The organism is Clostridium sp. UBA7339, assembly GCF_002470865.1.
GTDB lineage: Bacteria > Bacillota > Clostridia > Clostridiales > Clostridiaceae > Clostridium_J > Clostridium_J sulfidigenes.
This window is the reverse complement of record NZ_DKPI01000014.1, coordinates 798836-825630: the sequence shown is the minus strand read 5'-3', so window position 1 is coordinate 825630 and position 26795 is coordinate 798836. Positions and strand designations below refer to the sequence as shown.

General features: G+C 32.5%; 33 protein-coding genes. All 33 read left to right on the top strand.

The genetic code is table 11. From position 1 onward, the window contains the following. The first annotated feature begins 3 nt into the window (after positions 1 to 3). The 33 genes from rpsE to B2S02_RS17945 all read left to right on the top strand — a co-directional run bounded on the left by rpsE (position 4) and on the right by B2S02_RS17945 (position 26588). A complete protein-coding gene (gene rpsE, locus B2S02_RS18105; protein WP_035133326.1) occupies positions 4 to 501 on the top strand; it encodes a 30S ribosomal protein S5 in 498 nt (165 codons plus the stop codon). 12 nt (positions 502 to 513) lie between these two features. After that, a complete protein-coding gene (gene rpmD, locus B2S02_RS18100; protein WP_035133328.1) occupies positions 514 to 693 on the top strand; it encodes a 50S ribosomal protein L30 in 180 nt (59 codons plus the stop codon). Positions 694 to 710: 17 nt separating this feature from the next. After that, on the top strand, positions 711 to 1151 hold the full coding sequence (gene rplO, locus B2S02_RS18095; RefSeq protein ID WP_035133331.1) for a 50S ribosomal protein L15: 441 nt from the start codon (positions 711 to 713) through the stop codon (positions 1149 to 1151). Then, the gene (secY, locus tag B2S02_RS18090) at positions 1152 to 2435 is read left to right on the top strand and encodes a preprotein translocase subunit SecY (protein WP_346847801.1); all 1284 of its coding nucleotides are present in this window, start codon (positions 1152 to 1154) and stop codon (positions 2433 to 2435) included. Positions 2436 to 2460: 25 nt separating this feature from the next. Next, the gene (locus B2S02_RS18085) at positions 2461 to 3123 is read left to right on the top strand and encodes an adenylate kinase (protein WP_035133451.1); all 663 of its coding nucleotides are present in this window, start codon (positions 2461 to 2463) and stop codon (positions 3121 to 3123) included. Continuing rightward, positions 3110 to 3856 carry a type I methionyl aminopeptidase gene (gene map / locus B2S02_RS18080; RefSeq protein WP_346847799.1) on the top strand — a complete coding sequence of 249 codons (747 nt, stop codon included), beginning with the start codon at positions 3110 to 3112 and terminating at the stop codon, positions 3854 to 3856. The genes B2S02_RS18085 and map overlap by 14 nt, the downstream gene beginning before the upstream one ends. A 13-nt stretch (positions 3857 to 3869) precedes the next feature. Beyond that, complete coding sequence (locus B2S02_RS18075; RefSeq protein ID WP_346847798.1) at positions 3870 to 4151, top strand: KOW domain-containing RNA-binding protein; 282 nt, start codon at positions 3870 to 3872, stop codon at positions 4149 to 4151. Between the two features lie 8 nt (positions 4152 to 4159). Continuing rightward, positions 4160 to 4378, top strand: coding sequence for a translation initiation factor IF-1 (gene infA, locus B2S02_RS18070; RefSeq protein ID WP_035133338.1), 219 nt, complete (start codon positions 4160 to 4162; stop codon positions 4376 to 4378). Positions 4379 to 4393: 15 nt separating this feature from the next. Beyond that, entirely contained in the window at positions 4394 to 4507 is a 114-nt protein-coding gene (rpmJ, locus tag B2S02_RS18065; RefSeq protein WP_003373491.1) for a 50S ribosomal protein L36, read from the top strand. A gap of 43 nt (positions 4508 to 4550) precedes the next feature. Then, positions 4551 to 4919 carry a 30S ribosomal protein S13 gene (rpsM, locus tag B2S02_RS18060; RefSeq protein ID WP_150845881.1) on the top strand — a complete coding sequence of 123 codons (369 nt, stop codon included), beginning with the start codon at positions 4551 to 4553 and terminating at the stop codon, positions 4917 to 4919. 15 nt (positions 4920 to 4934) lie between these two features. Further along, positions 4935 to 5327 carry a 30S ribosomal protein S11 gene (rpsK, locus tag B2S02_RS18055; protein ID WP_035133342.1) on the top strand — a complete coding sequence of 131 codons (393 nt, stop codon included), beginning with the start codon at positions 4935 to 4937 and terminating at the stop codon, positions 5325 to 5327. Between the two features lie 19 nt (positions 5328 to 5346). Further along, a complete protein-coding gene (gene rpsD / locus B2S02_RS18050; protein ID WP_150845882.1) occupies positions 5347 to 5967 on the top strand; it encodes a 30S ribosomal protein S4 in 621 nt (206 codons plus the stop codon). A gap of 63 nt (positions 5968 to 6030) precedes the next feature. Next, positions 6031 to 6978: a DNA-directed RNA polymerase subunit alpha gene (locus tag B2S02_RS18045; protein WP_035133346.1), complete on the top strand. Its 948-nt coding sequence runs from the start codon at positions 6031 to 6033 to the stop codon at positions 6976 to 6978. 12 nt (positions 6979 to 6990) lie between these two features. Then, positions 6991 to 7332, top strand: a complete 342-nt coding sequence (gene rplQ / locus B2S02_RS18040) for a 50S ribosomal protein L17 (protein WP_035133348.1) — start codon at positions 6991 to 6993, stop codon at positions 7330 to 7332. Between the two features lie 91 nt (positions 7333 to 7423). Continuing rightward, positions 7424 to 8353, top strand: coding sequence for an energy-coupling factor transporter ATPase (locus B2S02_RS18035; RefSeq protein ID WP_084178155.1), 930 nt, complete (start codon positions 7424 to 7426; stop codon positions 8351 to 8353). Then, entirely contained in the window at positions 8338 to 9192 is an 855-nt protein-coding gene (locus B2S02_RS18030; protein ID WP_346847797.1) for an energy-coupling factor transporter ATPase, read from the top strand. The genes B2S02_RS18035 and B2S02_RS18030 overlap by 16 nt, the downstream gene beginning before the upstream one ends. A 30-nt stretch (positions 9193 to 9222) precedes the next feature. Continuing rightward, entirely contained in the window at positions 9223 to 10020 is a 798-nt protein-coding gene (locus tag B2S02_RS18025; protein ID WP_346847796.1) for an energy-coupling factor transporter transmembrane component T, read from the top strand. Between the two features lie 26 nt (positions 10021 to 10046). Next, positions 10047 to 10781, top strand: a complete 735-nt coding sequence (gene truA / locus B2S02_RS18020) for a tRNA pseudouridine(38-40) synthase TruA (RefSeq protein ID WP_035133355.1) — start codon at positions 10047 to 10049, stop codon at positions 10779 to 10781. Between the two features lie 142 nt (positions 10782 to 10923). Beyond that, positions 10924 to 11358 carry a 50S ribosomal protein L13 gene (rplM, locus tag B2S02_RS18015; RefSeq protein ID WP_035133357.1) on the top strand — a complete coding sequence of 145 codons (435 nt, stop codon included), beginning with the start codon at positions 10924 to 10926 and terminating at the stop codon, positions 11356 to 11358. 26 nt (positions 11359 to 11384) lie between these two features. Beyond that, positions 11385 to 11777 (top strand): 30S ribosomal protein S9, encoded by a 393-nt coding sequence (rpsI, locus tag B2S02_RS18010; protein WP_035133359.1) that lies wholly within the window; start codon positions 11385 to 11387, stop codon positions 11775 to 11777. A gap of 294 nt (positions 11778 to 12071) precedes the next feature. Beyond that, on the top strand, positions 12072 to 13697 hold the full coding sequence (locus tag B2S02_RS18005; protein WP_346847795.1) for a Na/Pi cotransporter family protein: 1626 nt from the start codon (positions 12072 to 12074) through the stop codon (positions 13695 to 13697). A gap of 202 nt (positions 13698 to 13899) precedes the next feature. Further along, a complete protein-coding gene (gene cwlD, locus B2S02_RS18000) occupies positions 13900 to 14559 on the top strand; it encodes an N-acetylmuramoyl-L-alanine amidase CwlD (RefSeq protein ID WP_346878120.1) in 660 nt (219 codons plus the stop codon). A 141-nt stretch (positions 14560 to 14700) separates the two neighbouring features. Further along, positions 14701 to 15672 carry a winged helix-turn-helix domain-containing protein gene (locus B2S02_RS17995; RefSeq protein ID WP_346847793.1) on the top strand — a complete coding sequence of 324 codons (972 nt, stop codon included), beginning with the start codon at positions 14701 to 14703 and terminating at the stop codon, positions 15670 to 15672. Positions 15673 to 15689: 17 nt separating this feature from the next. Continuing rightward, positions 15690 to 16103, top strand: a complete 414-nt coding sequence (glmS, locus tag B2S02_RS17990; protein ID WP_035133365.1) for a methylaspartate mutase subunit S — start codon at positions 15690 to 15692, stop codon at positions 16101 to 16103. 72 nt (positions 16104 to 16175) lie between these two features. Then, positions 16176 to 17570, top strand: a complete 1395-nt coding sequence (gene glmL / locus B2S02_RS17985; protein WP_346878121.1) for a methylaspartate mutase accessory protein GlmL — start codon at positions 16176 to 16178, stop codon at positions 17568 to 17570. A gap of 21 nt (positions 17571 to 17591) precedes the next feature. After that, complete coding sequence (locus B2S02_RS17980) at positions 17592 to 19046, top strand: methylaspartate mutase subunit E (protein WP_035133368.1); 1455 nt, start codon at positions 17592 to 17594, stop codon at positions 19044 to 19046. A 71-nt stretch (positions 19047 to 19117) separates the two neighbouring features. Next, positions 19118 to 20362 (top strand): methylaspartate ammonia-lyase, encoded by a 1245-nt coding sequence (locus tag B2S02_RS17975; RefSeq protein ID WP_346876705.1) that lies wholly within the window; start codon positions 19118 to 19120, stop codon positions 20360 to 20362. Between the two features lie 161 nt (positions 20363 to 20523). Beyond that, positions 20524 to 21366 carry a fumarate hydratase gene (locus tag B2S02_RS17970; protein WP_346878122.1) on the top strand — a complete coding sequence of 281 codons (843 nt, stop codon included), beginning with the start codon at positions 20524 to 20526 and terminating at the stop codon, positions 21364 to 21366. A 16-nt stretch (positions 21367 to 21382) separates the two neighbouring features. Then, positions 21383 to 21940 (top strand): Fe-S-containing hydro-lyase, encoded by a 558-nt coding sequence (locus tag B2S02_RS17965; RefSeq protein WP_346847790.1) that lies wholly within the window; start codon positions 21383 to 21385, stop codon positions 21938 to 21940. A gap of 24 nt (positions 21941 to 21964) precedes the next feature. Beyond that, complete coding sequence (gene citD, locus B2S02_RS17960; protein WP_035133374.1) at positions 21965 to 22228, top strand: citrate lyase acyl carrier protein; 264 nt, start codon at positions 21965 to 21967, stop codon at positions 22226 to 22228. Positions 22229 to 22239: 11 nt separating this feature from the next. Beyond that, positions 22240 to 23109 (top strand): HpcH/HpaI aldolase/citrate lyase family protein, encoded by an 870-nt coding sequence (locus B2S02_RS17955; protein ID WP_346847789.1) that lies wholly within the window; start codon positions 22240 to 22242, stop codon positions 23107 to 23109. 24 nt (positions 23110 to 23133) lie between these two features. After that, the gene (gene citF / locus B2S02_RS17950) at positions 23134 to 24672 is read left to right on the top strand and encodes a citrate lyase subunit alpha (protein WP_346847788.1); all 1539 of its coding nucleotides are present in this window, start codon (positions 23134 to 23136) and stop codon (positions 24670 to 24672) included. A gap of 128 nt (positions 24673 to 24800) precedes the next feature. Beyond that, on the top strand, positions 24801 to 26588 hold the full coding sequence (locus B2S02_RS17945; RefSeq protein WP_346878123.1) for a methyl-accepting chemotaxis protein: 1788 nt from the start codon (positions 24801 to 24803) through the stop codon (positions 26586 to 26588). Positions 26589 to 26795 lie beyond the last annotated feature (207 nt).

The following is a 26795-nucleotide window of genomic DNA, read 5'->3' as shown; positions in this document are numbered from 1 at the left end:
CACATGAAAATAGATCCTAGCACACTTGATCTTAAAGAGAAAGTTGTACACATAAACAGAGTTGCTAAGGTTGTTAAAGGTGGTAGAAACTTCAGATTCAGCGCACTAGTAGTTGTTGGTGATGAGAACGGACACGTTGGTGTTGGAATGGGAAAATCTATCGAAATACCAGAAGCAATTAGAAAAGGTATCGAAGATGCTAAAAAGAACATCGTTAAAGTTGAATTAGATGGAACTACAGTTCCTCATACTATAGATGGTAAATTTGGAACTGGTACAGTTCACATAATGCCAGCTTCAGAAGGAACAGGTGTTATCGCTGGAGGTCCAGCAAGAGCAGTACTTGAGCTTGCAGGATTAAAAGACGTTAGAGCTAAATCATTAGGTTCAAATAACCCAAGAAATATGGTTAGCGCAACTATAGATGGATTATCAAAATTAAGAACAGCAGAGCAAGTTGCAAAACTTAGAGGCAAAACTGTTGAAGAAATTCTAGGATAGGAGGGGAAAACCTTGGCTAAAGTTAAATTAACATTAGTAAAGAGTTTAATTGGTAGAAAGAAAGATCATATTGCTACTGTAGAGGCTCTTGGATTAAGAAAAATAGGTAAAACTGTTGAGCACGAGGAGACTCCTCAGATCAGAGGTATGATTAATAAAGTAAGTTACCTACTAAAAGTAGAAGAAGCTTAAACTAAGGAGGTGTAAATATGAGACTTCATGAGTTAAGACCTGCAGAAGGTGCAAAAAAATCTCCTAAGAGAATCGGTAGAGGTACTGGTTCAGGTTGGGGTAAAACTGCTGGAAAAGGTCAAAAAGGACAAAACTCAAGATCTGGTGGCGGTGTAAGACCAGGATTTGAGGGAGGTCAAATGCCTTTATATAGAAGACTACCTAAGAGAGGATTTACAAATATATTTGCTAAAGAATATACTTGTATAAACGTAGATAGACTAAACATATTTGAGGATGGAACTGTAGTTACTCCAGAGTTACTTCGTGAATCTGGAATGGCTAAGAGAGTAAACGATGGGATAAAGATTCTTGGAAATGGTAACATTGAAAAGAAATTAACTGTTAAAGCTAATAAGATTTCCAAAGCTGCAGCAGAGAAGATTGAAGCGGCAGGAGGAAAAGTTGAGGTGATATAGATGTTATCAACCCTACGAAACGCTTGGAGAGTTCCTGAGCTAAGAAGAAGAATACTATTTACATTAATGATAGTAGTAATTTTTAGAATGGGTGTGTTTATCCCAGTACCAGGAGTGGATGCTAGTAAGATTGCAACTTTAGTTAGTAGTAATTCTGGTTCCCTTCTAAGTTTCTATGACATGATTGCAGGAGGGGCTTTTAGTAAGTTTAGTATATTTGCTTTAGGTGTTACTCCGTATATCAATGCATCGATTATAATTCAATTACTTACAATTGCAATTCCTTATTTAGAACAACTTTCTAAAGAAGGTCAAGAAGGAAGAAAAAAAATACAGAACTATACTAAATATGCAGCTCTAGTATTTGCTGTTATTCAAGCATATGCAGCATATGCCTTAATTAAAAGCTCAGGAGCTATATTGATAGAAGGTTCAATGGGCCTTTTACTAATAATACTAACAATGACAACAGGTACAGCCTTGTTAGTATGGATAGGTGAACAAATTTCAGTATATGGAATTGGAAGTGGTGTTTCTGTTATTATATTTGTAAATATAATATCTTCACTACCACAAACAGCTTATCAAATAGCAGGGCTTCTTAAAACAGGAGAAGTTAGTCCGGTAGAGGTTGTAATATTCGTAGCAGTAGCTTTAGCTTTATTAATTACAGTAATTGTTATAAATTTAGCAGAACGAAGAATTCCAGTGCAATATGCCGGTAAAGCAATAGGAAGAAAAGTTATAAAAGGTCAATCATCACATATTCCAATAGGATTAAATTCTTCTGGAGTTATGGCGATAATCTTTGGTATGTCAGTAATGCAATTTCCAGCGGTTATAGCACAAATATGGCCTGAATCTTCCTTTGCGGTATTTGTTAATAAGAGTTCTTGGAGTATATTTCAGCAAGATACTATGAAATATGTAGTAGCATACTTTTTATTAGTACTATTCTTTGCTTGGTTCTATACTATAATTACTTTCAAACCAGATGAGATGGCAGAGAATATGAATAAATCATCAGGATTTATTCCAGGTATAAGACCAGGTGAAAAAACTGAAATTTACTTAGAGAAGATTTTGACAAGAATATCCCTTTTAGGTGGAACATTTGCTGGAATTATAGCTATAGTGCCTATATTAGCAGCTATATTCAGTAATTTTAAGGGAGTTTCATTTGGTGGAACTAGTTTACTAATTTTAGTTGGTGTATCTCTAGATACTATGAAACAATTAGAATCTCAGCTAGTAATGAGACATTATGAAGGGTTCCTTAAATAAAAATTTTAATTTGGAGTTGATACTAGTGAGAGTTATTTTATTAGGTCCTCCTGGAGCCGGAAAAGGAACTCAGGCAAAGTCAATCTGTAATAAATACTCTATACCACACATATCTACTGGAGATATTTTTAGATATAATATCTCTCAAGCAACGCCTTTAGGGATTGAAGCTAAAAAATATATAGATAAAGGTCATCTAGTACCAGATGAATTAACTATCGATTTAATTAAAGATAGATTAAAGCAGGATGACTGCAAAAATGGATTTTTACTAGATGGTTATCCAAGGACTGTAAATCAAGCAGAGGCTTTAGAAGTTTTACTTAAAGAAATGAGTTTAAAACTAGACACTGCCTTATTGATTGAAGTTCCTAAGGGTTTTATTATAGATAGAATGACAGGAAGACGTGTATGTACTACTTGTGGAGCTAGTTATCACGTAAAATATAATCCTACTAAAAACGATGGAAAATGCGACGTTTGCGGTAGCGTTGTAATACAAAGAGCAGATGATAATGAAGCGACAGTAAGTGAAAGACTTGAAATATATGATGCACAAACACAACCGTTAATAGAATACTATAGAGAGAAAAATCTATTAGCAGAGGTTGATGGAACGCAAGCTATTAATGATGTTTTTAAGAATATCTGTGGTATCTTAGGAGCGATAAATAGTGATGAATATTAAGAGTGATACAGAACTAGAATATATGAGGAGTGCTGGTAAGGTTGTTGCCGATACCCTAGCAATGATTCAAAAGGTAATAAAACCAGGAATAACCACTGCAGAAATTGATAAACTTGCTGAAGAGTTTATATTAGCACAAGGAGCTATACCTTCTTTTAAAGGATATGGAGGATTCCCAGGATCAATATGTGCATCAGTAAATGATGTAGTAATACATGGTATCCCGAATAATACCGTATTAGTTGAAGGAGATATAATCAGTGTTGATTGTGGAGCAATACTTAATGGCTATCATGGTGATGCTGCACGAACTTTTCCAGTAGGAAATATTTCTAAGGAAGCACAACATCTAATAGATGTCACTAAAGAATCTTTCTTTAAGGGCATTGAAAAAGCAGTAGTGGGGAACAGACTTACCGATATTTCAGCAGCTATTCAAAAGCATGCTGAGAGTTTTGGATATTCTGTGGTTAGGGATTTTGTTGGACACGGCATAGGAACTGCTATGCATGAAGACCCACAAGTTCCTAATTACGGCACTGCTGGTAAAGGTCCTAAGTTAGTACACGGTGTAGTGCTTGCAATTGAACCTATGATAAACATGGGAAATTACAAAGTTAAAATTAAGCCAGATGGTTGGACTGTAGTGACTAGTGATGGAAAGTTATCTGCCCATTATGAAAATACTATAGCAATAACTAATGAAGGTGTAGAAATACTAACTTTGAGCTAATGAGGTGACTAATGTGGATGATGACAGCCTTTTAGGTAAGGTAGTACATTCAAAATCAGGAAGAGATAAAGGAAAATACTTTATCATTATTGGTATAATAGACGATGAGTATGTCTATATTTCAGATGGAGACCTTAGAAAAATTGATAGGCCAAAGAAAAAGAAAATTAAACATTTATCTTTTACAAATGTTTTGGCTGAAGATATTAGAAGTGCTATCTTATCTGATGGAAAGATCAGTAATTCTAAAATAAGAAAATTTTTGCAGGTTGAGGATATAATAGAGGAGGTTTGATTACCCTTATGTCAAAAGATGATATAATTGAAATGCAAGGTGTCGTTTTAGAAACTCTACCTAATGCAACTTTCCAAGTTGAATTAGAGAGTGGGCACAAGATACTTGCTCATATTTCTGGAAAGTTAAGAATGAACTTTATAAGAATTTTACCAGGCGATAAGGTTACAGTAGAACTTTCTCCATATGATTTGACTCGTGGGAGAATAACTTGGAGAGATAAGTAATAAGGAGGGTTAGCTATGAAGGTAAGACCATCAGTTAAACCTATATGTGAAAAATGTAAAGTTATAAAAAGAAAAGGAAGAGTAATGGTTATCTGTGAAAATCCTAAACATAAACAAAAACAAGGTTAATAAAAATAAATAAGTAGTGATACTTAGGAGGTGTAGATTGTAGATGGCAAGAATTGCAGGTATTGACCTACCAAAAGAAAAAAGAGTTGAGATAGGTCTAACTTATATATTTGGTATAGGACTACCAAAATCTCATGAAATACTTGAAGCTACAGGAGTGAATCCTGATACTAGAATCAAGGATTTAACTGAAGATGAAGTAAATACATTAAGAGATTATGTAAATAAGAGCTTAATGGTTGAAGGTGATCTTAGAAGAAAAGTTGCCTTAGATATAAAGAGACTTAAAGAAATCGGATGTTATAGAGGAATAAGACATAGAAAAGGTCTTACAGTTAGAGGTCAAAAGACTAAGACTAATGCAAGAACAAGAAAAGGTCCTAAGAAGACTATAGCAGGCAAGAAGAAATAGTAAGGAGGGAATATAATGGCTCAAAAGAAAGTTAGAAGTAGAAGAAAAAAAGAAAGAAAAAATGTTGAGCACGGTGCTGCACACATAAAATCTACTTTCAATAATTCCATCGTTACACTTACTGATGCAGCTGGAAACGCATTGTCATGGGCAAGTGCTGGTGGATTAGGATTTAGAGGTTCAAGAAAAAGTACTCCATTTGCAGCTCAAATGGCAGCTGAAACAGCAGCTAAAGCAGCGATGGAACATGGTTTAAAAAGCATAGAAGTTTATGTTAAAGGTCCAGGAGCAGGTAGAGAAGCGGCTATAAGATCACTTCAAGCTGCAGGATTAGAAGTTACTTTAATCAAAGATGTAACTCCAATTCCACACAATGGATGTAGACCACCAAAAAGAAGAAGAGTTTAATTAACAGGAGGTGTAATGAATGGCAAGATACACAGGCGCTACATGCAGACTTTGTAGAAGAGAGGGCCTTAAGCTTAACCTTAAAGGTGACAGATGCTTCACTGAGAAGTGCGCTTTTACTAGAAGAGGTTATGCACCAGGTCAACACGGTCAAAGCAGAAAGAAAATGTCAAACTATGGAACTCAATTAAGAGAAAAGCAAAAAGCTAAGAGAATATATGGAGTTCTAGAAGGACAATTTAGAAAGTACTATGAGAAAGCTGAAAAGCAAAGAGGAATTACAGGTGAAAACCTATTAAAATTCCTAGAATTAAGATTAGATAACGTTGTTTATAGATTAGGATACGGAAGCTCAAGAGTTGAAGCTAGACAATTAGTAAACCACGGACATTTCTTAGTAAATGGTAAAAAAGTAGATATTGCATCTTACTCTGTTAAAGCTGGAGATGTTATATCAGTTAGAGAAAAAAGCAGATCTTCTGAAAAATTCAAAGTTTTTGCTGAAAATCCAAAAACTCTACCAACTTGGTTAGAAGGAAATATTGAATCATTTGAAGGTAAGGTTGCTTCAATACCAGCAAGAGAAGACATAGACGTTCCTGTTAATGAAACATTAATCGTTGAGTTATACAGTAAATAGTCAATAATGTAATCAGTTGCCCTCGATATAAAAAAACCACTAAATTTAAAAGGAGGGTTATAAATGTTAGAAATTGAAAAGCCAAAAATAGAATGTGTTGAAACCGCTGAAAATGGTACATATGGCAAATTTGTTGTTGAACCATTAGAAAGAGGTTATGGAATAACTTTAGGTAATGCATTAAGAAGAATTCTTCTTTCTTCACTACCTGGAGTTGCTGCTAATTCGATTAAAATTGATGGTGTTTTACACGAATTCTCAACTATACATGGAGTTAAAGAAGATGTTTCTGAGTTAATTCTAAATATAAAGGAATTAGCACTTAAGATGTCTGGTGAGGGCCCAAGAACAATATATATTGATGCTGAAGGTCCTGGTGAAGTTACAGGAGCAGATATTAAAGTGGACGGAGATGTTGAAGTAGTTAATAAGGATCTTCATATTGCTACCCTAGATGATGGTGGAAAGTTATTTATGGAGATAAATATTAATAGTGGTAGAGGTTATGTTTCTCAAAATAAGAACAAAACTGATGATAAGCCAATATCAACTATACCTGTTGATTCAATATATACTCCAGTTAAAAGAGTTAACTTTACAGTTGAGAATACAAGAGTAGGACAGATCACAGATTATGATAAATTAACTATAGAAATTTGGACAAATGGAACTATTAGACCTGATGAAGCTATTGGTTTATCAGCTAAAATTCTTATTGAACACTTTAAACTATTTATGACATTAACTGATCATGCAGATAATGTTGAAATAATGATAGAAAAAGAAGAAGACAAGAAAGAAAAAGTTCTAGAAATGACTATAGAAGAACTAGATTTATCTGTTAGAAGCTTTAACTGCTTAAAGAGAGCTGGTATTAATACTGTTCAAGAGTTAACAGAAAAATCAATGGATGATATGATGAAGGTAAGAAACCTAGGAAAGAAATCTCTTGAAGAGGTTGAGCAAAAACTTGAAGGCTTAGGATTGGGATTCAAACCTAGCGAGGAGTAAGGAGGTATAGAGATGGCACAGCAACGTAAGTTAGGACGTCCAACTGATCAAAGAATGGCAATGCTTAGAAATCTTACGACTAGTTTCTTAAAGCACGGTAGAATTGAAACAACTGAAGCTAGAGCAAAAGAAACTAAAAGATTAGCTGAGAAAATGATAACTTTAGCTAAAAGAGGAGATCTTCATGCTAGAAGACAAGTGCTTGCATTTGTTACAGAAGAGGATGTTGTTAAGAATTTATTTGATAACGTAGCTCCAAAGTACGCTGAGAGAAATGGTGGATACACTAGAATAATGAAAATGGGACCTAGAAGAGGCGACGGAGCAGAGGTTGTTGTATTAGAATTAGTATAATAATTCAAGGGGATTAAGTAAGGCTAACTTAGTCCCCGTTTTGTTATAAAATTGAGTATTAGATAGTAACTCTCTAATGGAGGGATAATTGATGGAAACTAATATAAATTCTAGAGATAATCAAATTGAAAAGCTTAATGAAATTAATAAAATAGATAATTTAAATTCATCCAGTGAAAAAGTACCGGAAGTTATTAGTGAAAACTTGAGATACACTTATCCTCCGGATAGTGAAGGTAATATAAAATTGGCTATAGATGGTGTTAATATTACCATTAATAAGGGTGAGTTTGTAGTTGTATTAGGTCATAATGGATCAGGAAAATCTACTTTTGCAAAACATATAAATGCACTCTTAATTCCAACAGAGGGCAAAATTAGTGTGTCTGGATATGATACTAGCAAAGAAGAAAACATATGGAATGTAAGAAGCAAAGCGGGGATGGTTTTTCAAAACCCTGATAACCAAATTGTTGCAACTATAGTAGAAGAGGATGTAGCTTTTGGACCAGAAAATTTAGGCGTAGAGCCTAAGGAGATAAGAAGAAGAGTAGACGAGTCACTTAAGAGAGTAAACATGTATGATTATAAAAAACATGGACCACATCTTCTATCTGGGGGTCAAAAGCAACGTGTAGCTATTGCTGGTATATTAGCTATGATGCCTGAATGCATAGTATTAGATGAGCCAACAGCCATGCTTGATCCATCTGGAAGAAAAGAAGTTATAAATACGATAATGGATTTAAATAAAAACAATGGGATTACAATAGTATACATAACACACTTTATGGAAGAAGCTGTTGCAGCAGATAAGATATATGTTATGGATTCAGGAAAAGTTATAGTAGAAGGAAAGCCAAGAGAAGTATTTCAAAATGTAGAAATTATGAAAAACTTAGGTTTGGATGTACCACAAATGACAGAATTGGCTTATGAATTAAATAAATCAGGTGTTAATATAAAATCGGATATATTAACTATAGATGAGATGGTGAGAGAATTATGTCAATTAAAATAGAAAATTTAACTCATATATATATGGCTAAAACTCCCTTTGAAAAGGTTGCCCTTAGTAATGTTAATGTGAATATAAATGATGGCGAATTTGTAGCCCTCATTGGACATACAGGTTCAGGTAAATCTACTTTGATACAACACATGAATGGGTTATTAAAACCTAACCAAGGAAAGATATTTGTTGATGGTGTAGATATTACTGCTAGTGGAGTTAAGCTTACAGACATAAGAAAAAAAGTTGGATTAGTATTCCAATATGCAGAGTATCAACTTTTTGAGGAAACAATAGAAAAGGACATAATGTTTGGACCTAAGAATTTAGGGCTTAATGATGAGGAAGCTTTAGCAAGAACTAAAAGAGCCATGGACATGGTAGGTTTAGACTATGAAACTTACAGAAATAAATCTCCATTTGACCTAAGTGGAGGACAAAAAAGAAGAGTAGCAATAGCTGGAGTTGTAGCTATGGAACCAAGGGTTTTAATATTAGATGAACCAACAGCTGGATTAGATCCTAAGGGGAGAGATGAAATTCTAGGAGAGCTATATAAGCTTCATAAATCCTATAACATGACTATCATTCTTGTATCTCATAGCATGGAGGATGTGGCAAAGGTTGCAGACCGTATATTGGTAATGGATGAAGGAAAATGTGTATTAGATGGTACACCACAAGAAATATTCAAAGAAGTAGATACATTAGAAAATGTAGGTCTTGCAGTTCCACAGGTAACATATCTTATGCGAGAATTGAGAAGGGTTGGATTTGAATTACCTGATGATATTTTCACATTAGAACAAGCTAAAAAAGAGTTACTTAAGATACTAGCAAAAAACTAGGCTCTTTTATAAAGTTGTGGAGGAGTAAATATGATTAAAGATATTACCATAGGCCAATATATACCTGGAGAGTCATTTGTCCATAAATTAGATGCTAGGGTAAAAATACTATTTTCCTTACTCTTTATAATAGACTTATTTTTAATAAAAGAGTTCTCAGGATATATTGTTATTTTTATATTTACAATGATGGCTATAATTGTATCTAAGATTCAATTTAGATATATATATAAGGGATTAAAGCCTATATTTATATTAATGATAATAACGGCACTATTTAATGTGTTTTTAACTAGAGGTAACGTATTATTATGGCAATGGGGATTTGTTAAAATATATAAAGAAGGTATAGTAACAGCTATATTTATGATATTAAGACTTACTTTTCTTATTATAGGAACATCTCTATTAACATTAACTACATCACCAATAGAACTTACTGATGGAATAGAAAAATTACTAGGACCATTTAAGAAAATTGGTGTACCAGCTCATGAACTTGCCATGATGATGACTATAGCACTACGATTTATACCTACTTTAATGGATGAGACTGATAAAATAATGAAGGCTCAAAAGGCAAGAGGTGCAGATTTTGAAAGTGGAAGTATAGTTAATAGAGCTAAAAGCCTTATACCACTACTTGTACCGCTATTTATTAGCTCCTTTAGAAGAGCTGATGAATTAGCAATGGCAATGGAAGCTAGATGCTATAGAGGTGGAGAAGGCCGAACTAGAATGAAGATACTGAAAGTAACTTCGAGAGATTATGTAGGAATGATTGTTATGTCTGCATTAACTATAATAGTTATATATATGAGATTTTAGATGTAGTAGAATAAAGGGATATATATATGAAAAACATTAAGTTAATACTAGAATATGATGGAACTAATTATATGGGGTGGCAAAAACAGCCTAAGGGAGAAACCATTCAAGGAACAGTTGAAAATGCAATCTCTAAGATCACTGGGGAAAAAGTTGAAGTGATTGGTTGTAGCAGAACCGATAGTAAAGTACATGCTAAAGGATATGTGTGTAATTTTAAGACTAGTAGTAATATTCCTGTAGAAAAGTTTAGAGAAGCATTAAATCATGTATTACCAGAAGATATATCTGTAATTAAGTCCTCACAAGTTCATGATGATTTTCATGCTAGATATGATTCAAAAGGGAAGATGTATTGCTATACAATACTAAATACAGAAGTAAGAATGCCCATATGTAGAAATTTTTCATATCACTATAAAAAGAGTTTAGATATAGAGAAAATGAAGGATGCTGCAAAATTTTTTATAGGAACTCATGATTTTGAAGCTTTTAGGAATATTGGAAGTTCAGTTAAAACGACTACAAGAACTATTAGTAAAGTTGATATAGTTAAGAACGAACACTATATCAAAGTATATATAGCTGCTGATGGATTTTTATATAATATGGCAAGAATTATGATAGGAACGCTTATAGATGCAGGAAATGGAAAAATAAAAGCAGAAGATATACCTAAAATAATATTAAGTAGAGATCGAAAAAAAGCAGGCAAAACATGTTCACCCCAAGGTTTATGTTTAATTGAAGTTTATTATTAATAATAGTAAAAATCATTGACACACCCGGGAAATTGTATTATAATGAATTTTGTTCGTATAATAAATATTTGTGTGTAAGATCCATTAGCCCCGGATCTTTATCCATAGAATTATAATTGTTAAAAATCAGGGAGGTAGTAAGATGAAATCATACTTAGCTAAACCAAGTGAAATACAAAGAAAATGGTATGTAGTAGACGTTGAAGGAATGACTTTAGGTAGAGCTGCAAGTCAAATAGCTTCTATATTAAGAGGTAAAAATAAACCAGAATTTACTCCAAATGTAGATACTGGAGATCACGTAATAGTTGTAAATGCAGAGAAAATTGTTTTAACAGGAAAGAAATTAGATCAAAAAATGTTAAGACATCACTCATTATACCCAGGCGGATTAAAAGAGATCCCTTACAGAGAAGCATTAGCTAAGAAACCAGAATTTGTATTTGAAGAAGCTGTAAGAAGAATGCTTCCAAAAGGAGTTCTTGGAAGACAAATGGCTAAGAAGCTAACAGTTTACAGAGGACCAGAGCACAAAAATCATGCTCAAAAACCAGAAGTATTAGAATTAAAATACTAATATAGTATTGTAAGGAGGAATAAATAATGGCAAAAGTTCAACATTTTGGAACAGGTAGAAGAAAGAAATCAGTTGCTAGAGTAAGACTTGTACCTGGTGAAGGTAAAGTTGTAATAAATAAAAGAGATATGGATAACTACTTTGGATTAGATACATTAAAATTCATAGTTAACCAACCATTAGTATTAACAGGAACTAAAGACAAATTTGACGTTTTAGTTAATGTACACGGTGGTGGATACACAGGTCAAGCTGGAGCTATCAGACACGGAATATCAAGAGCTTTATTAAAAGCTGATGAGAGCTTAAGACCAGAACTTAAGAAAGCTGGATTCTTAACAAGAGACCCAAGAATGAAAGAAAGAAAGAAATACGGTCTTAAAAAAGCAAGAAGAGCTTCTCAATTCTCAAAAAGATAGTATTTGTACATACAACTGTATGTTATATAAAAATAAGGAGTATATATGTAAATATATACTCCTTATTTTTATTTTGTGTAAATTTTTAGGTAAACTCATTTTATATATAATCATTAGTGAAGTTTAAATTATAACATTACTTAATATATTTATAAAAAGTTATGTTAAATTCGTGTTAAATATGTAAATAAGTATTAACATGTTTTTGATTATAGTGTATTATTAATATGGAATTTTAATGGACAAAGAAAAAGTACATATTATGGAATGAGATTTATTGTAGGAGGTAAATTGATGTATAATATCATATTTTTGATTATTAACCTTTTAGGAGGATTAGGACTTTTTCTATATGGGATGAAGCTTATGGGGGATGGTCTTGAAAATGCAGCAGGAGATAAACTGAAGGGTATTTTTGACAGAATAACATCTAATCCAGTGAAAGGTGTGCTAACAGGTACCATTGTCACTGCTATTATTCAAAGTAGTAGTGCTACTACAGTAATGGTTGTTGGATTTGTTAATGCAGGACTTATGAATTTATTTCAAGCAACATCTGTTATAATGGGAGCTAATATTGGTACTACAATAACAGCCCAATTAATAACATTTAAATTTGATGCTTTTGCACCTGTATTTTTAGCTATTGGTGCAGTTATGATACTTTTTTGCAACAAAAGAAAAGTAAAAGAATTGGGTCAAATTATCCTTGGATTTGGTATATTATTTTTAGGATTAAAACTTATGTCAAGTGCAATGTCACCGCTTAAGGACTCAGTATTCTTTACAAATTTAATACTAAAATTAGAAGGACATACTATATTAGGTCTTTTAATAGGAATGATGATGACAGCTGTCCTTCAAAGTTCATCAGCTTCTACTGGTATACTAGTAGCATTAGCATCTACAGGAAGTTTACCATTAACAGTAGCAATACCAATATTATTAGGTAATAACATTGGTACATGTGTAACAGCATTAATATCTAGCATAGGAACTTCAATAACAGCAAAAAAAGCAGCAGTTATTCACTTGTTATTTAACCTTATAGGAGCTGTTATATTCTTAATTATCCCAGTTACATTCTTAGCTAATATAGTTTTATCAATAAGTCCAGATGTAGGTGCTGAAGCTATACCAAGACAGATAGCAAATGCACATACCTTATTTAATGTGGTAAATACCTTACTATTACTTCCTTTAATTAAATATCTTGTTTCCTTTGTTAATAAGATAATTCCTGGTGAAGATGAAAAAGATGTACCGGGTGTTAAATATATAGACGAAAGATTGCTAGAGACTCCAGCAATAGCTTTTGGTCAAACAACTAATGAAATAGTAAGAATGGGTGAGAAGGCAAAGGAAAATTTAAAAGTAGCTATGAATTCTTTTTTACAGGGAGATGAAGAGCTAATAAAGGTAGCATACAATAATGAAAAGATAATTAATCTATTAGAACATGATATAACAAGATATCTAGTTAAGTTATCTAACTCAGATTTAGGTGATGAACAGAGAGCAGAACTAGCTGCATATTTCCATGTGGTAAATGATATTGAGCGTATAGGAGATCATGCAGAGAATATCGCAGACCTTGCTAGTGAAAGAATCACTAAAAGATTGACTTTTTCTCCAGATGCTATGAATGAAATAAAAGGTATGTTTGACTATACTATAAGTGCAGTAGAAATGAGTATAGATTGTTTTAAAAGTTATAATAGAGAAAAAGCAGCGGGGATAAGAGGAATAGAAGAAAGAATAGACTCGCTAGAAAAAGAATTAAGAGCATCACACATAAAGAGATTAAACAATGGGGTATGTAATGCTGTAGTGGGAACAATTTTCTTGGATTTGATAAGCAATCTAGAGAGAATAGGTGATCACTCAATAAATATAGCTGAAATAATATATGAAAATTAAATTAATAGTTTTTTATAGCTTTTATGTTAAAAACCTTTTGGATAATGTGAATCCAAAAGGTTTTTATTATATAGGTAAAAGAATAATAGTATGAATTTATGAATAAGTATAATTACAGAGTAATAAAAAAAAGGTGGGAGGAACCATTAAGAATACTAAATTAATATCAATACTTACAGTAATTATTTTAGGATTCATATGCATGTCTGTAATTAATGTAAACAATGTGGTTACAACTTATAAAAATGCTGAATCAGAACAAGAAAAAAATAAAATAATACTAATTGATCCAGGACACGGAGGAATAGATGGAGGTGCTTCATCTAAAGATGGAACTACAGAAAAGGATATAAACCTAAACATTGGACTTCTATTAGGGGCAAATTTAAAAAGTCAAGGATATAAGGTTGAATTTACAAGAACAGAGGATATAGGACTTTATACTGAAGGAAAATCAGTAAAAGAGAAAAAATATGAGGACTTAAATAAAAGAGTAAGTTTGAAGGAAGAAACAAAGTGTGACATATTTGTTAGTATACATCTAAATACATTTCCAGAATCATATTGTAAGGGTGCTCAAGTATGGTACTCAAATTATGAAGGAAGCGAAAGGTTAGCAAATATCATGCAAGGTACATTAAAGGATAAATTGGACCAGTCCAATAAGAGAAAAGCAAAGGCTGCAGGCACTCAATATAAAGTATTGAGAGGAAATGATACTATGGCAGGAGTTATTGTAGAGTGCGGATTCCTAAGTAATACTGAAGAATATCAAAAGTTAAAGGATGAAGAATATCAAAAGAAAATTGCAGATGCGTTAGCTGAATCTATAAGCATTTACTTGAAAGAAGGAGCAAATTAAAGATAAGAGCCTACTTTTTCTATAAAAGGTGGGCTCTTTATAGAATATACAAAAATGTGAAATTGCAAATGATTAGTCCATATGATATTATGATTAAGGATTGGATTAAGCCATTGGTCCAAAGGGTCAGGAGATGAGATTTTGAACATTACAATTGATAAAAAAAATGGGATACCTCTCTATATCCAAGTAAAAAAACAAATAATGCATCTTATAAAAGATGGAACTTTGAGAGTTGGAAGTAAAATGCCGACAGAAAGAGAATTGTCTCAAGAGTTAGTTGTTAGTAGAAATACCATTAGCGCTGCCTATAATGAACTAGAAGCTAAGGGCGTATTAAAATCTATTCGAGGAAAAGGGACTTTCGTAGCAGAAGAAGTAGTATCATGGCAAAGTTATGATAGTAGAAGGAAAATTAATAAATTTGTGGATTTAGCTCTAGAAGAAGCTTTAGAATGCGGTATAGATCCAGATGATTTTTTGGACATAGTAACAAATAGGGTTAGTGAGAAAAAGGATGTTATGAATAAAGTTACTTCAGCATTTGTGGAATGTAATATTGAGCAAGCGAGAATGTTTAGTAAAGAAATAACATCAATAACAAGTATGAATACGATACCATTTACTTTAACAGACTTAGAAAAAATGAGTGACGACACAAAGGACAAGCTTTCGACTTGTGAAGTAATTATATCACCATTTAACCATGTAAATGATGTAGATGGATTTTTAAAAGGCATGAACAAGGAAATACTGGGAGTAGCAGTAAACCCTAATCTAGAATCCATTGTAAGAATCGCTAGACATCCTTCAGAAACAAAGTTTACTTTTATTTGTTTATCTGAAGAGTTTATATTTAAAATTAAGTCTGCACTTGATAATGCAGGTCTTTCAGATTTATCAGTTGAGTATTTTAGTATAACTGAAGAAGCTAAATTAAAACACATAATTGATAAATCGGAGGTACTAATAGTAACTCCAGGTAGATATAAGGATGTTTGTAAGCTCAATCATGAAAATAAAGAGCTTATAGAGTTTTCTTATAACTTAGACTCTACATCAGTGAAGGCACTTAAGTCAAAAATTGTAGAATTAAAGTATCAAAAAAATTAATTCAGGAGGAATTAAAAATGGAAAAGAAGACATTAGTTCTTGGTGTTATTGGAGCAGATTGTCATGCTGTAGGTAACAAAATCATGGATTATGCATTAACAGAAGCAGGGTTTGAAGTCATCAATATTGGGGTGCTATCACCACAAGAAGACTTTATAAATGCTGCAGTGGAAACAAATGCTGATGCAATAATTGTTTCTTCTCTTTATGGACATGGAGAGATTGACTGTAGAGGCTTAAGAGAAAAGTGTGATGAATCAGGATTAAAAGATATCCTTATCTATGTTGGTGGTAACATAGTTGTAGGTAAACAAGATTGGGATGAGGTTTATTCAAGATTTAAAGCAATGGGCTTTAATAGAGTTTACCCACCAGGAACAAGTATAGACACTACTATACATGACTTAAAAGAGGACTTAGGAATAGAATAGACATAAGCACATAAACTAACTAACTAAAGTAGATTTTACTTGGAGTTTTAATAGAGAGCTGGAGTGATTTAAATGAATGCATATTTACTTTTAGACTTTGGTAGTACTTATACCAAATTGACTGCAGTAGATATAGATAATGAAGAAATATTAGCTACAGCCAAGGACATAACAACTATCGAAGATGATATAATGATAGGATTTAATAAAGCTTATGATAAGCTAATGAATAAGCTAGAAGGTGAAGAAGTAAATTTTGTTGAAAAACTTGCTTGTTCATCTGCAGCTGGAGGCTTAAAGATGGTTGCAATTGGACTTGTGCCAGATCTTACAGCAGAAGCTGCTAAGAGAGCTGCTTTAGGAGCAGGAGCTCGAGTTATAAAAGTATATAGTTATGAATTAACTAAGGACGAAGTATTAGAGATAAAAAATTCTGATGTAGATATAATTCTTTTAGCCGGTGGTACTAATGGAGGAAATAAACAATGTATTCTACACAACGCAAAGATACTAGTAGATTTAGATGTTAATCTTCCTATAGTTGTTGCTGGAAACAAAAGTGCTAATGATGAAATAAAAGAATTATTTCAAAAAGCTGGATTCTATTTCAGCATAACAGAAAATGTTATGCCTCAATTAAATGCTTTAAATGTGGAACCAGCAAGAGAAGAAATAAGAAAAGTATTTATGGATAGGATAACTGATGCAAAAGGACTATCCAACGCAGAAAATTATATAAATGGTATACTAATGCCTACACCAGCAGCTGTACTTAAAGCAGCTAGAGTGTTGGGAGAAGGCACCGACGAAGAAGAAGGTATTGGAGACTTAATCATTGTTGATATAGGTGGAGCTACTACTGATGTACACTCTATAGGATATGGAGAGCCAACAAAGGGTGGAGTAAATATGAAGGGGTTAGAGGAACCTTTTGCAAAAAGAACTGTAGAAGGTGACTTAGGTATGAGATATTCAGCTGTGTCTCTTTGGGAAGCTGCAGGTAGTAGAAAGCTTAGATCGTATTTAAATGATAAAGATAGAAAAGTACAAATTGAAGAAAGATGTAAATATAGGAATAGTAATATTAAAATGGTACCTGAAACAGATGAAGATATAAAATTTGATGAAGCTATGGCAAAGGCAGCTACAGAACTTTCTATGGAAAGACACTGCGGCACTGTTGAATGCATATATACTCCAATGGGAGCTGTATATAATCAATTAGGAAAAGATCTTATGGATGTAAAATATATGATTGGTACAGGTGGCGTTTTAGTTCATAGTAAACATCCAGGTGAAATATTGAAAGCAGGAACCTTTAATAAAGAAAATGCTACTTCTTTAAGACCTAGAAATCCAAAAACTTTAGTAGATAAAACTTATATATTATCATCAATGGGTTTGTTAGCTCAGGATTATCCTGACAAAGCAATAAGAATAATGAAAAAATATTTAGTGGAAGTGTAAATTACTAGGAGGTAAATTAAAGTGGAACTAAAAAACAAAAAGTGGACCGAGGAAGAGTTTTTTAAGACAAGAGAAGAGGTTTTAGCACAATGGCCAACAGGTAAAGAAGTAGATTTACAGGAGGCTATAGACTACAACAAAAAAATTCCAGCACACAAGAACTTTGCTAAAAAATTAATGGAAGCAAAGGAAGCGGGCATAACATTAGCTCAGCCTAGGGCCGGTGTAGCTTTATTAGATAGCCACATAGAATTACTAAACTACTTAGACAAAGAAGGTGGAGCGGATCTTCTACCATCAACAATAGATAGTTACACAAGACAAAATAGATATGAAGAATGTGAAGTTGGGATACAAGAAAGTATAAAAGCTAGAAGATCACTTTTAAATGGATTTCCAGGGGTTAACCACGGGGTTAAAGGATGTAGACAAGTATTTGAATCTGTTAACTTACCATTAGAATCAAGACACGGTACTCCAGATGGTAGATTACTTGCAGAAATTACTCATGCATCAGGTTGGACATCAAATGAAGGTGGCGGTATATCATATAACATACCATATGCTAAAAGTGTTACTCTAGAAAAAACTATTCTTGATTGGCAATATTGTGATAGATTAGTAGGTTTCTATGAAGAGCAAGGTATATCTATTAATAGAGAGCCATTTGGTCCATTAACAGGAACTTTAGTACCACCAAGTACATCTAATGCAGTTGCAATAGTAGAAGCATTACTTGCAGCAGAACAAGGTGTTAAGAATATTACTGTTGGATATGGTCAGTGTGGTAACTTAATACAAGACGTAGCAGCAATTAGAGCTCTTGAAGAGCAGTGTAGCGATTACTTAAGAGCGTATGGTTATGGTGATGTTTACCTAACAACAGTGTTCCATCAATGGATGGGAGGCTTCCCAGCTGATGAAGCTAAGGCTTTTGGTGTTATATCTACTGGAGCAGCAGCTGCAGCATTAGCAGGAGCTACAAAAGTTATAGTTAAAACTCCACATGAAGCTATAGGTATACCAACAAAAGAAGCAAATGCTCAAGGTATAAGAGCAACTAAAATGACTTTAAACTTATTAAAAGGTCAACAAATGCACTTATCTGATGAACTTAGAACTGAAATTGCTATAATTAAAGCTGAAACAAGATGCATGGTAGATAAGTTATACGAAGTAGGAAATGGTGACTTAGCGAAAGGTGCTGTTAAAGGCTTTGATATGGGAGTTATAGATATTCCATTTGCACCAAGTAAATATAATGCTGGTAAAATGATGCCTGCAAGAGATAATAATGGAGCAGTAAGATATCTTAAATTTGGAAATGTTCCATTTACAGCAGAGCTTAAAGCTTTCAATATGAAAAAGCTAGACGAAAGAGGAAAATACGAAAATCGTCCAGTTGGATTCCAAATGACAATAGATGATATATTTGCTGTGGGAAAAGGAAAGCTTGTTGGAAGACCAGAAAAATAACATTTATAATTTATAAGCTAACAATAAACTAATATAAAATTCTTAAATTATAGAAAGCAAGGTGTATTTAAATGAAAATTGTTGATGTAGTATGTTCTGCAGGAAGAACTGGATTTTATTTTGATGACCAAAGAGCAATAAAAGCTGGAGCTGGTCATGATGGATTTACTTATATTGGAGAGCCAGTAACTGAAGGATTTACATCTATAAGACAAGCAGGAGAATCTATATCTGTAATGTTAATACTTGAAGATGGTCAAGTAGCACACGGTGATTGTGCAGCTGTTCAATATTCAGGAGCAGGTGGACGTGATCCATTATTCTTAGCTAAAGATTTCATACCAGTTATAGAAAAGGAAATAGCACCAAAACTTATAGGTAGAGAATTAACTAACTTTAAATGTTTAGCTGAAGAATTTGATAAAATGTTGGTAAATGGAAAAAGACTTCATACAGCTATAAGATATGGAGTAACTCAAGCTATTCTTGATGGTGTAGCAAAAGCTAAAAAAGTTACTATGGCTGAAGTTGTAAGAGATGAATATAATACTGGAGTAGAAATTAATAGAATTCCTATATTTACTCAATCAGGAGATGACAGATACAACAACGCTGATAAGATGATTATCAAGGGAGCAGATGTTTTACCTCATGCTTTAATAAACAATGTAGAAGAGAAATTAGGCTTAAAGGGCGAAAAACTTCTTGAATATGTTAAATGGTTAAGTGATAGAGTTTTAAAATTAAGAACTAGTGAAGACTATAACCCAATATTCCATATAGATGTTTATGGAACTATAGGAGTTGCATTTGATTGTGATACAAAAGCAATGGCAGACTACATAGCAACATTGGAAGAGGCTGCTAAACCATTTAAATTAAGAATAGAAGGACCAATGGATGTAGAGCATAGAGAAAGACAAATGGAAGCATTAAAAGAGTTAACAGATGAACTTGATAATAGAAATATCAGTGTAGAATTAGTTGCAGATGAATGGTGTAATACTTATGAAGACGTAGCATTCTTTGCAGATAACAACTCAGGACATATGCTTCAAATAAAAACTCCAGATCTTGGAGGAGTAAATAATACAATAGAAGCTATATTGTATTGTAAGAAGAAAAAGGTTGGAGCTTACTGTGGAGGAACATGTAACGAAACAAATAGATCAGCAGAAGTTTGCACTAACATTGCTATGGCTTGTGGAGCAGACCAATGCTTAGCTAAGCCAGGTATGGGTGTTGATGAAGGTTACATGATAGTGAACAATGAAATGAATAGGGTTGTTGCCTTAGTAAATAGAAGAAATAAATAATACATTAGGTATATAGTAAAAAGGCGGTTTAATTAAAACTGCCTTTTTACTTATAATAATTATAAAAATGAGATATATTATTCATGGGATTTAAATTAAACTGTATTAGTGAATTAATATTGAAATAATATATTTAATCAATGAGTTTAGGAGGATTATATATGAGAGAAATTAAAGTTTCACAGATAACAGAAGCTATAAGAAAATTATGTATAGATGCAAATTACTATCTAGGTAGTGATATCAAAAACAGACTTATAAAATCTCATGAGGAAGAAGAATGGGATATTGCAAAGGGAATATTAAACAAAATATTAATCAATGCTGATATAGCTAAAAATGAAGATATGCCTATGTGTCAAGATACTGGTGTGGCATGTGTATTTATAGAAATAGGTCAAGAGGTTCAGGTAGTTGGAGGAGCACTAGAAGATGCAATAAATGAAGGTGTTAGACAAGGATATAAGGATGGCTACCTAAGGAAATCTGTAGTTAAGGATCCTTTAGATAGAGTAAATACAAAGGATAATACTCCAGCTATGATCTACTATAATATAGTTCCAGGAGATAAGCTAAAAATCACTGTAGCACCTAAAGGATTTGGTTCTGAAAATATGAGTCAAATAAAAATGTTAAAACCTTCTGATGGACTTCAAGGTGTTAAAGATTTTATAATAAAAGTAGTTAAGGAAGCAGGTCCAAATCCATGTCCACCAATAATTGTTGGAGTAGGAATTGGAGGAACCTTTGATAAGGCAGCAACAATTGCTAAAAAAGCACTTATAAGATCCATAGATGTAAGAAATGAAAATCCATTCTACGCAGAGTTAGAAGAGGAACTAGTGACTATGATAAATGAACTAGGTATAGGGCCTCAAGGATTTGGTGGTAAAACAACAGCATTAGCTGTAAATATAGAAACATATCCAACTCATATTGCAGGCCTTCCAGTAGCTGTAAATATTAATTGTCATGCTACAAGACATGCAGAAATAGAGCTATAATTAGGGGGTAAGGTTTATGGAAAAGAGAATAACTACACCACTAACAGAAGAAAAGGTAAAAGATTTAAAAGCTGGAGACAGTGTTTTATTAAGTGGAGTTATATACACAGGTAGGGATGCTGCTCATAAGAGGCTTGCAGAACTTTTAGAAAAAGGAGAAGAACTTCCTATAGATGTAAAGGATGCTGTTATATATTATGTAGGGCCAACTCCAGCAAAAGAAGGAATGGCCATAGGTTCAGCAGGACCAACTACTAGTTATAGAATGGATGCATATACACCAGCACTTTTAGACCATGGTTTAAGAGGAATGATTGGTAAAGGATTAAGAAATACTGAAGTAATAGAATCTATGAAAAAGAATAAAGCAGTATACTTTGGAGCTATAGGTGGAGCTGCAGCCCTTATTGGTAAATGCGTAAAGAAAGCAGAAATAGTGACTTATGAAGATTTAGGAGCTGAAGCTATAAGAAGACTTGAAGTAGAGGATTTACCTATAGTTGTAGTAATAGATTCAGAAGGAAATAATTTATATGAAGTAGGTAGAGAAGCTTACTTAAGTAGTAAAAAATAAGTTTTATAGGTAGAGGTGATTTAGATGGAAATTAATAAAATTTCAAAGGCTGGAACCCTAGAATCCAATGATATATACGTTATAATCATGCCTAATGAAGAGGGCGGAATAGCTATAGAACTTGAGAGTATGGTTATGAAACAATTTGGAGCTGAAATAGAAAGAGCTATTAGAGAAACTTTAGATACTTTACAAGTAAAAAATGTCATTGTTAAAGCTCAAGATAAAGGGGCTCTTGATTATACAATAAGAGCTAGAATTGAAACTGCAGTAAAAAGAGCGCAGTAGGGGGTATAAATATGAAATTAAGAAGAACTATGCTTTTTATGCCTGGAAATAATCCAGGAATGTTACAAGATGCTGCAATCTTAGGTTCAGATTCTATAATTCTTGATTTGGAGGATGCAGTAAGTCTTACAGAAAAAGATAGTGCTAGAATTCTTGTTAGAGAAGCAATTAAAAATGTTGATTATAGTGGAGTAGAGGTGGTAGTTAGAATAAATCCACTTACTACAGAATTTTCAAGTGAAGATATAGAAGTTATCGGAAGAGTTAAGCCAGATGCATTAATGGTTCCAAAGGCAACGGAAGATGAACTTATAGAGATTAGCAGTAGACTTGAAAAAATAGAAAAAGAAGAAGGCTTTGGAGACAAATCTATAAAGTTAATACCAATAGTTGAAAGTGCTTATGGTGTTGAAAATGTATATAGCATTATAAAATCATCAAACAGAATAGTAGCAGTTCTTTTAGGTGGAGAAGATTTAACTTCTGATATGGGAATTAAGAGAACTAAAGAAGGTAGTGAGATATTTTATGCTAGAAACAGGGTAGCTGTGGCTTGTAAGGCTATGAGAGTAGGGGCTATTGATACTCCATTTACAGATACTAATGACTTTGAAGGATTAGAAAAGGATACTCTACTTGCAAAATCCCTTGGAATGACTGGCAAAGCATCAATTAATCCAAGACAAATTGATACAATACACCAAGTATATGCTCCAACTAAAGCGGAGATAATCCATGCTCAAAGGGTATTAGATGCTATGGAAGAAGCTGAAAGAGAAGGTAAGGGAGTATTTTCTCTAGATGGTAAAATGGTAGATGCACCAGTTATAAATAGAGCAAAAACCACTGTGGAATTAAGTAAAAAACTAGGCCTTATTTAATGAGGGGATTGAGGTGATAATAATATGAAGAATGTATTAGGAAGAGAAATTCCGGAGTATATAGATGGATACGGAAATGTAAAGATTTTTGAAGGTGCTTTTAAAAATATGAATCCTTTAAAAAAGGTGTCAGCAAAGATTAAACCTGTAGTTCCTGGAGATGCAAAGTTAGTAAATTCTTTAGAAGAAGTTTTAGATAAAGTGGAAATTAGGGATGGAATGTGTATATCTTTTCACCATCACTTAAGAAATGGGGATTATATTCTTAACATGGTTGTAGAATCCATGGCTAAAAGAGGAATAAAGAATTTAACTGTGGCAGCAAGTTCTATATTTCCAACTCATAAGCCGCTAGTTGCTTATATTGAAGATGGTACTGTATCTAAAATATATGCAAATTATATATCAGGGCCTGTAGCAGATGCTATATCACAGGGAAAATTAAAATATCCAGCTATAATGCATACCCATGGTGGAAGATCAAGAGCTATTGAAAGTGGAGATTTACATATCGATATAGCCTTTTTAGCAGCACCTTCTAGTGATATGTATGGTAATATAAATGGACTTACTGGTAAATCTGCTTGTGGCGCTTTAGGATATGCAGTTTCTGATGCAGAATATGCAGACACTGTAATAGCTATTACAGACAACTTAGTGCCATATCCAAACTTCCCAATGGAAATAAACCAAGTTTATGTAGATTATGTAGTTAAGGTAGATTCTATAGGAAATCCAGCAGGAATAGTATCAGGAACTACACAAATTACCAAGGATCCTATAGGCCTTAAAATTGCAAAGAATGCTTTAGATACTATGATAGCGTCAGGACTAGTTAAAGAAGGTATGTCATTTCAAACAGGAGCTGGAGGAATATCTCTAGCTGTAGCTGCAGAGCTTAGAGAATATATGAAGAAGAATGAAATCAAAGGTAGCTTTGCATCTGGTGGAATAACTGGTTATATTGTAGATATGTTTGAAGAAGGATTATTCCAAAGTTTACTAGATGTACAATGTTTTGATTTAAAGGCAGTAGAGTCTTGTGCTAAAAATGAAAAACATATAAATATGTCAGCTTCTATGTATGGAAATGCTCATAACAAGGGAGCTGTAGTAAATAACTTAGATATAGTAATACTTGGAGCAACAGAAATAGATACAAACTTTAATGTAAATGTTACTACTGCTTCAGATGGAACTATAATGGGGGGGTCTGGTGGTCATGCAGACACCGCAGCAGGCTCTAAACTTACTATAATAGTAACAAAACTAACTAAGGCAAGGTTACCAATAATAAAGGATAAGTTAACTACTATAACTACTCCAGGCGAAACTATTGATGTAATAGTAACTGAAAGAGGAATAGCTGTTAACCCTAAGAGGGTTGATTTAATTGAAAAATTAAAAGAAGCAAACCTTAATGTGGTAACTATAGAGGAATTAAAGGAAATAGCTGAAAAAATAACAGGTACTCCTAAAGCAATAGAATTATCTAAGGATATAGTTGCAGTTGTAGAATATAGGGATGGAACTGTTATAGATGTAGTTAGAAAAACATTATAAATAAAATAACACCTGTCTAAGATATTTTATTCTTAGATAGGCGTTATTTTTTGTGTTAAATCTTGGTTAGGAAGTTTAAATTTTCTTAATATATGTACAAAATTATTTGGCAATAAGTTAAATTTATATTGTTAAATAAAATAGGAAAGAGTGATGAAATAATGTGGCCTAAAGAAAAATTAAAATTCAATAGAATATTTAAGAAAAAGTTTAACATCAAGACCAGATTAATTTTAGCTTTATCAGTATTAAGCATTAGTACAATAATATTTGGAGTATATTCTATATTTCAAATGATGAAATTACATAATAGTATAGAAGGTATATCAAGTATATATGGTGGTAAAATTCAAAAGTCAGATGAACTTAGTTATCATGTTTTAAATTTTAGAACTAAAGAATATGGATATATAATGGAGACATTTTCAGAAGAAAAAAATAGAATAGAACAAGAAATGAAAGAATCAAAAGGAAATATACAATTAATTTTAGAGGATTATTTTAATTATTGTGATAGCAATAGTGAAAAAAAGGATATTGAAAATATACAAGAAAAACTTAAAGTTTACTTAGAGGTTAACAATGAAGTTATAGAAATAAATAAAAAAAATAAAGAAATGAGAAATGTTTTAACTTTAATTAAGGGAAAATCTAAAAATCAATTTGATGAATTGATAAGCTCTATTGATGAACTTAAACAAAAGAATTTAATTTATTTAGACAGTATAAATAAAGAAGCTAATGAACGTTATAAAATAGTATTAATTACATTTATAGGCGTAACTTTTGGAATAATTTTATTTACTATTGTAGTGGGTATATATTTAACAATTTCAATTGTATATCCATTAAATAGATTAAAGGGGAAGATAAATGAATTAGTAAATAAAGGTGGTGATTTAACTCAAGATATAATTGTTGAGTCAGGAGATGAAATAGGAGAATTATCACAAGCTATCAATGTGTTTATGAATAATATAAGAAAGATAATAGTGGAAGTTAATAATTCCTCAGATAATGTTTTAAGCTCTTCTAGGGATACAGCTAGGTATATAAAAGAGCTTCATATGAATGCAGAAAGAACAACGAATACTGTAGATGAAATTTCCATGGCCATTGAGGAAGCGGCAGTAAACTCTAATGAGGTTAGTGGTTTATCTTTAGGAGTAGAGAGTTTTATAAATGATATAACCCATAAGGCTAAAGAAGGAGAGAAAACTGCAATAGATATTAGAGGGAGGGCTAATGAATTAAAAGACAATGTGGAGGTATCTAACAAGAAGGCACTTCAAATATTAGAAGAAACAAAGAAAAATCTCATAGAAGCTTTGGAAAAATCTAAATCCGTCAGTGAGATAGAAAATTTATCAGGATCAATATTAGATATTGCAAATCAAACAAATTTACTAGCTTTAAATGCATCTATAGAAGCAGCTAGAGCGGGTGAGTACGGTAAAGGCTTTACTGTGGTTGCAAATGAAGTTAGAAATTTAGCGGAACATTCAAGAGTTACCGTAGAAAATATGCAACAGGTAATTAAAAATGTTAAGGAATCTGTAGATACTCTATCTATAAGCTCCAATAAGATTTTAAAATTTATAGATGATATAATAATTAAAGACTATAAAAAAATGTACATCATAGGGGAACAATATAATAGAGATTCTATAATTATAAATGAGTTAACAGAAAGATTTAGTCACATGGCAAAAGAATTAAAGGCTGTTGTATCTACTATAACAAGTTCCATGGTAAATATAAGTGAAACAGTAAATAAAGGATCAACAGGTATAGTTGAAGTTGTAGAAAAGACCAGTTGTTTATACATCAATATTGGAGAGATAGAAAATCAGATGTTGCGAAATGAAGAAAGTGCTAGGGGATTAAAAGTGATTATATCTAAATTTACAATATAAGTTATATAATAAAGTTTTCATTATAAATTATTAATGAAGACTTTTTTTATATTGCAATTAGAATTTATATTACAATACAAAATGGGGAATAAAGATTTTATTTACAGTGCTACTATGATAACATATAAGGAGAAAGTAAATTATTTACTTAGGAGGTTTTTCAATGTCTAAGTTAAAAGATCCTTTTAAGAATGTATGAAAAAGAGA